Origin of the sequence: Limnohabitans sp. DM1 (genome assembly GCF_001269385.1) — a bacterium.
GTDB lineage: Bacteria > Pseudomonadota > Gammaproteobacteria > Burkholderiales > Burkholderiaceae_C > Limnohabitans_A.
On record NZ_CXOO01000034.1, the window covers coordinates 101887 to 108173 of the forward strand.

General features: G+C 58.1%; 5 protein-coding genes and 1 pseudogene. 3 read left to right on the top strand and 3 right to left on the bottom strand.

Annotated features, from left to right (window positions below; genetic code table 11):
* Window positions 1–134 precede the first annotated feature (134 nt).
* The 3 genes from AMM33_RS14160 (at window position 135) to AMM33_RS14170 (ending at window position 4769) form a co-directional block, all read left to right on the top strand.
* Window positions 135–1058, top strand: coding sequence for a hypothetical protein (locus AMM33_RS14160; RefSeq protein WP_090141963.1), 924 nt, complete (start codon window positions 135–137; stop codon window positions 1056–1058).
* A 182-nt stretch (window positions 1059–1240) separates the two neighbouring features.
* Window positions 1241–3625 carry a catalase gene (locus AMM33_RS14165; protein ID WP_090141947.1) on the top strand — a complete coding sequence of 795 codons (2385 nt, stop codon included), beginning with the start codon at window positions 1241–1243 and terminating at the stop codon, window positions 3623–3625.
* A 139-nt stretch (window positions 3626–3764) separates the two neighbouring features.
* Window positions 3765–4769 carry an extracellular catalytic domain type 1 short-chain-length polyhydroxyalkanoate depolymerase gene (locus AMM33_RS14170; protein ID WP_194945462.1) on the top strand — a complete coding sequence of 335 codons (1005 nt, stop codon included), beginning with the start codon at window positions 3765–3767 and terminating at the stop codon, window positions 4767–4769.
* A 327-nt stretch (window positions 4770–5096) separates the two neighbouring features.
* Here AMM33_RS14170 and AMM33_RS14175 read toward each other — a convergent pair whose 3' ends face one another.
* From AMM33_RS14175 to AMM33_RS14185, 3 genes and pseudogenes are all read right to left on the bottom strand, one after another.
* Window positions 5097–5762, bottom strand: coding sequence for a 2-dehydro-3-deoxy-6-phosphogalactonate aldolase (locus AMM33_RS14175; protein ID WP_090141949.1), 666 nt, complete (start codon window positions 5760–5762; stop codon window positions 5097–5099).
* On the bottom strand, window positions 5759–6133 hold the full coding sequence (locus AMM33_RS14180; RefSeq protein WP_194945463.1) for a hypothetical protein: 375 nt from the start codon (window positions 6131–6133) through the stop codon (window positions 5759–5761). The genes AMM33_RS14175 and AMM33_RS14180 overlap by 4 nt, the downstream gene beginning before the upstream one ends.
* Window positions 6134–6179: 46 nt before the next feature.
* Window positions 6180–6287: pseudogene (locus AMM33_RS14185) on the bottom strand (DUF808 family protein); the annotation flags it as partial.

Consider the following 6287-nt stretch of genomic DNA (forward strand, 5'->3'; position numbering starts at 1 on the left):
AGATGGGCTTGTGGGTGTTCGTTGCCCGATTCATTACCCCATCCAAGTAAAAAACTGTTCGTTCATTTTCAAGGACGCCCATGAACACTTCAATGCCTCTCCCGGGAAGCCCTGCCTCCCCGGATTATCAGAATTTGCGTGCGAACGCTGATGCGGCCAAGTCGGCAGGTCTGCAGCTCAGCGCCGTTTCCTGGGCGGCCATTTTGGCAGGTGCAGCAACCGCGACGGTCATGTCGATCCTGCTCTTGATTCTGGGCACGGGCTTGGGCTTATCGGTCGTTTCGCCGTGGTCCGCAAAAGGCATCAGTGCCATCAGTTTGGGCATCACTGCGATTGTGTGGTTGACACTCACACAGTTGATCTCTTCAGGCTTGGGGGGCTACATTGCGGGTCGCTTGAGAACGCGCTGGACACACGTCGACAAGGCAGAGACCTATTTTCGGGACACCGCGCATGGTTTTTTGTCCTGGGCCGTCTCGACCTTGGTCACTGCAACCGTGCTGGCTTCTTTCGTTTCTTCCATCACAGGCGCAGGCACACAAGCTGCTGCCACTGTGATCAGTGGCGCCTCCATTGCGGGAGCCACGGTGGCCCATGTCGGGCTGACACGATCCGATGCTGACAACCTTCAAAACGTTTACTTTCTGGATTCCTTGTTCCGTATGCCTTCATCAGCCAGTTCAGTCAATGGACCTCGAACAGGCGGTGAGCGTTTGAACCCGGAATCCTCAGCGTCTGAGCAACAGTCCGAGGTCATGCACATCATGCTCAACAGTTTGCGCACAGGCCCATTGCCGCCAGATGATTTGAGCCATGTCGCGCAGATCGTTGCGCAACGCACGGGTTTGACGCAACAAGAAGCGCAGCAGCGGGTCACTGATGTGTATGGACGCATGCAAGCGCGATTCATTGCGGCACAAACAACCGCCATCCAGGCTGCAGAGCAGGCACGCAAGGCATCGACCTATGCGGCATTGTGGATGGTTGTCTCCATGCTTGTGGGGGCTTTCATGGCCAGTTGGGCTGCCATTTTTGGCGGTCGACAACGTGACCTGTAACAACCCACCCCTATTGATATCACTTTGACTTAGACAGGACTCACTATGCGTTCATTGCTGTTGTATCTGCTCGGTATTCCGATTCCCATCATCATTTTGATTGCCTTGTTTTTACGATAGTTTGCGGTTGGATTCTCCAACTCACATGGCTTCAAAAACCTCAGAAACGGCGGTTCATTCCTATGGCTAAAAGCAAAATTCAAGGCAAAAGCAAGGGTGCTGTGCAAGCAGGTGTTTTCAACCGTGCAGCTGAAAAAGCAATGCAAACGCAGGAGCTTGCAACGGCCATGCCGTTCAATGCCCACAAAGGTTTGGAGTATGGCCTTGGCAACGCGCTGAATCCAAAATCCGGGCAGACCGTACAGCCCGAGTCGCGACTGCCCACCGGCAGCACACTGTCGGAGTCCCAAGGCACGCCCAAGACGGGCAGCATGGCCGCAGAGGGTATGAATGCCGGCATCGGTTCACTCGACCGTGTGCGGGTGGATTCGAGCGGGCAAATGTTGACGACCAATCAAGGCGTGCCCATCAGCGACAACCAGAACTCCCTCAAGGATGGCTTGCGGGGACCGGTCTTGCTGGAAGATTTCATCTTGCGCGAGAAGATCACGCATTTTGACCATGAGCGCATTCCTGAGCGCATCGTGCATGCAAGGGGTTCGGGGGCGCATGGATTTTTTGAATGCTACGAAGCCTTGACGCCGTTGACCCAAGCTGCACCGTTTCAAGAGGCAGGCAAGAAGACGCCTGTGTTTGTCCGGTTTTCTACGGTGGCCGGCGAGCGGGGCTCCAAGGACACGGCGCGTGATGTGCGTGGCTTTGCCGTCAAGTTCTATACCAACGAAGGCAATTGGGATTTGGTGGGCAACAACATGCCGGTTTTCTTCATACAGGATGCCATCAAGTTCCCCGACCTCATCCATGCGGTCAAACCCGAGCCGCATCACCAGATGCCACAGGCCGCCAGCGCGCACGACACTTTCTGGGACTTCGTTTCCTTGATGCCGGAGTCCACCCACATGTTGATGTGGGTCATGAGTGACCGCGCCATCCCGCGCAGCTACGCGACCATGGAAGGATTTGGCGTGCACACCTTCCGTTTGGTCAATGCACACAATGAATCTGTGTTCGTCAAGTTTCACTGGAAGCCCAAGTTTGGCACCCACTCCATGGTTTGGGATGAGGCGGTGAAAATTTCTGGCGCAGACCCCGACTACCACCGCCGCGACCTTTGGGAGCGCATCGAGTCGGGCGCATTCCCCGAGTGGGAACTGGGATTGCAGATCTTCACAGAAGAGCAAGCAGCCAAATTCAGTTTCGATGTGTTGGACGCCACCAAGCTGATTCCTGAAGAATTGGTGCCCGTCAAGCTGGTGGGGCGCATGGTCTTGAACCGTAACCCGGACAATTTTTTTGCAGAAACCGAACAGGTGGCTTTTTGCGCAGCCCATGTCATCCCCGGCATTGATTTTTCGAACGACCCCTTGCTGGCCGGTCGCATCCATTCCTATATGGACACGCAAATTTCACGGCTGGGCGGCCCCAACTTTCACGAACTACCCATCAACAGTCCGATCAATCCCGTTCACAACAACCAGCGTGACGGCATGCATCGCCAGGCCATTCCACGCGGTCGGGTGTCCTATGAGCCCAACTCACTGGGGGGTGGCTGTCCTTTTCAGGCCGGCGCTGAGCAGGGTTTTGTCACGGTGCATGAACGCTTGCAGGCCAAAGATTTGCGTGCCAAGGTGCGTGGCAAGCCGGAAAAATTTGCTGACCACTACACCCAAGCAAAATTGTTCTACAACAGCCAAACGCCTGTGGAGCAGGCCCATATTGCCGCTGCGTTTCGATTTGAATTGAGCAAGCTGACGGTGCCTGCGATTCGCCAACGCATGGTGTCTTCTTTGCGCAATGTGTCCGAAGCACTGGCCCGGCAAGTGGCGGATGGCTTGGGCATGAGCAGCATGCCGCCTGCCATGCCCTTGGCATTGGCCAAGCCGTCCAAGCCCGAGGTGTCGGTTTCGCCCATGCTGTCATTGACTGCCCGTCCCGGTGAAGGGTTGATTGCAGGCCTGAAGATCGCGATCCTGTCTGCGCACGGCATGCTGGGTCAAAGCGCAGCTGCTGTATATGCCGAACTGGCTGCGCTGGGTGCAACGCCCTGTTTCGTGGCACCACACATCGGTGAAGTTCAAACAAGCGATCAAGTGCCGGTCGTGGCGGATGCATCGCTTGAAAATGAACCTGGATTTTTGTTTGATGCGCTGGTGTTGCCAGAGGGTGAGCAAGCGGTCAAAAATTTGGCCAATGACCCCCACACCCTGGACTTCATCAAAGACACATACAGGCATGGAAAAACCCTGTTGTCCCTGAGCGACTCACAAGCACTTCTGGCCGCAGCTGGCGTGCCATCGCAAGTGGCAAAGGGCAGTACGGATCAAGGCTTGATCATCGGGAAAACCTACACGAATGTTCTGCGGGATGCATTCATCCAAGCCCTCTCACTTCAACGGCACCCACAACGCGAAGCTGCCTTCTTGCAAAGTCAAGGCGCTCCATCATGATGGGCCTTGTCAAGACAGTCGGCCAGATTTCGCAATTTGCAACGAGTCGAAAACACAGGGTGGATGCACACATCCCTTCTTCGGCACCGATGTACTGACCCGAATGGCACGGCGCTCAACCTGGGGACTGTTGTCGCGCATGGCCAACAAACAAGCGCGCTGGGTGATGCGTCGTGCGGCCAGTGCGGGCCAAGGTGTTTTGCGGCTTGCATCGCGCTCTTCTGCTGCCCCACGTAAGTCCCGGGTGGCTGCGCCCGCTCAAGGGTGGAGCGAGGGCCTGTCGCTCAACCCCTCGGGGCTGCGGCGATATGGTTTCTATAGACCCCCCAACTTGTCCCCATCCAAACCAAGCCCACTGTTGCTGATGCTGCACGGCTGTGGTCAGGATGCATTGGAATTTTCTGCCAGCACCAAGATGAATCAGCTGGCCAAACGCTTGGGTTTCATGGTGCTTTACCCACAGCAAGACCGGCAAGCCAATGCCATGGGGTGTTGGAACTGGTTTCAAAAGCGCAACGCTCGCGCCAAACTTGAAGCGGCCAGCATTGTGGCGGCTTTGGACCATGTCAGCAGTTTGCATGCAATTGATCGCTCGCGGGTTGCCATCGCAGGACTGTCTGCGGGCGCCAGCATGGCAGCGCTCACGGCGCTGCACTTTCCACGCCGTTTTGCTGCAGTGGTGATGCACTCAGGGGTAGAGCCCACTTCCGCCAATTCTTCGGCCACTGCAGTGGCGGCCATGCACGGACGTTTTCGCGTGCCATTGCATCTGGCCGACAAAGATGCAGCAGTCTTGCCCGCATTGCTGGTGATTCAAGGCAACGCAGACCCGGTGGTTGACAGTGCCAATGGACTGCGGGCAGCGCTGCAGTGGGCTGCTCATGGTCACGCGCAACCCGAAGCGGCGCGTGCGGTTCGTCATGGAAAGCGTTATGCGTTCACCACCATGGACTGGTTTGTGGGTGAGCGTTTGCAGGTGACCTACAAGGAGATCAGTGGCCTGGGACATGCTTGGAGCGGTGGGGCTGCGTCACAAGCCTATTCGGATCCCAAAGGACCTGATGCCTCGCGCATGGTGTGGGCATTTGCAAAACAGCAGTTTGAACAGATCGCCGCTGAGAATCAATCCAGCAAAAGCCATTGATGACTGATTGATCCGGCTCGCTGAAGTTTGAAATTTTTGCACCGTCAAACCGTAGGTCGGTAGATTTATAGATTCGGCCCGATGAAGTCTGAGCCCTGTGTTGCCCGCTGCGAGGATTTTGTGGGAGCTTGCCAGCCAAGCGAAAAGCCTGTGGGCCACAAGCGTCTGATCGCCAGCAGGGCTAGCTCCCACAAGGTGCAAGGTTGAAGTCACCCTGCAAACATCACAGGGCCGGGTCAATAGCTCCGACGTTGGTGGTTGAGCGAAGATCCATGTCGGGGCCGAAGCCACCGATTCCGGGGTGACCTGGCGCACACATCTCAGACTTCAGCGTGCCGGATCAAGAGATGCACCCCGATGCCTGAAGGCCCTGACAAATGCTTCAGCTTGAACTCGCACCTCCTGGGCGCTGCGCCCCGGTGCAAACAAGGCCGACCCCAAACCGAAGCCGGACGCACCAGCCTCCAAATAAGCCGCAACGTTGTCCGGCGTGATGCCGCCCACGGGCATCAGGGCGGCCGATTTGGGCAGCACGGCCCGCAGGGCTTTGACGGTGGCGGGCGAGATCATCTCGGCAGGGAAAAGTTTGAGGCCGTGCGCACCCGCATCGAGGGCGGCAAAGGCCTCGGTGGGCGTGGCCACGCCGGGCAGCGCCACCATGTTCAGGGCCAGGGCTTGCGCCACCACGGCGGGGTTGAAGTTGGGGGCCACAACCAGGCGGCCGCCCGCAGCGTGCACGTCCTTGACCTGCTGCGCGTTCAGCACGGTGCCTGCGCCGATCAGGGTTTGCGGAAAAAGCTTTGTCAGGGCGGCGATGCTCTGCAAGGGCTCGGGCGAGTTGAGCGGCACCTCGATGATGGCAAAGCCGCTGGCCACCAGCGAATCGCCAATGGCGGGTGCTTCAGCGGGCGTGAGGCCGCGCAGGATGGCGATCAAGGGCAGTTGGGCCATGGCTTGCGCCAGGGTTTGAGCGGGGTGGGTGTGGGGTGTCATTTTGAGGTGGTGATGGTTGATTCAGGGCGTGTGCCACGCCCATCGCCCACGGGGTGGGCTCCTACAAAAGAAGGCAGGCGCATGCGTTGTAGGAGCGCACCCTGTGCGCGATGGTTTTCAGGGCGTGTGCCACGCCCATCGCCCACGGGGTGGGCTCCTACAAAAGAAGGCAGGCGCATGCGCTGTAGGAGCGCACCCTGTGCGCGATGGTTTTCAGGGCGTGTGCCACGCCGATCGCCCACGGGGTGGGCTCCTACAAAAGAAGGCAGGCGCATGCGCTGTAGGAGCGCACCCTGTGCGCGATGGTTTTCAGGGCGTGTGCCACGCCCATCGGCCACGGGGTGGGCTCCTACAAAGGAAGGCAGGCTCATGTGCTGTAGGAGCGCACCCTGTGCGCGATGGTTTTCAGGGCGTGTGCCAGGGCGCAATCGCACTGATGAGCAGTGCAGCGGGCACCAGGATGGCTTTGTTGAGCAAAGACCCCTTGGCCACCGCCCAGACCACCGGCAATTCGCGGTCGGCTTT

What these genes read in the sequence shown, in the direction of transcription:
- AMM33_RS14165 (WP_090141947.1), top strand. Translation starts at nt 1,241, where the DNA reads ATGGCTAAAAGCAAAATTCAAGGCAAAAGCAAGGGTGCTGTGCAAGCA.
- AMM33_RS14175 (WP_090141949.1), bottom strand. Translation starts at nt 5,762, where the DNA reads ATGACACCCCACACCCACCCCGCTCAAACCCTGGCGCAAGCCATGGCC.
- AMM33_RS14170 (WP_194945462.1), top strand. Translation starts at nt 3,765, where the DNA reads ATGGCCAACAAACAAGCGCGCTGGGTGATGCGTCGTGCGGCCAGTGCG.
- AMM33_RS14180 (WP_194945463.1), bottom strand. Translation starts at nt 6,133, where the DNA reads ATGAGCCTGCCTTCCTTTGTAGGAGCCCACCCCGTGGCCGATGGGCGT.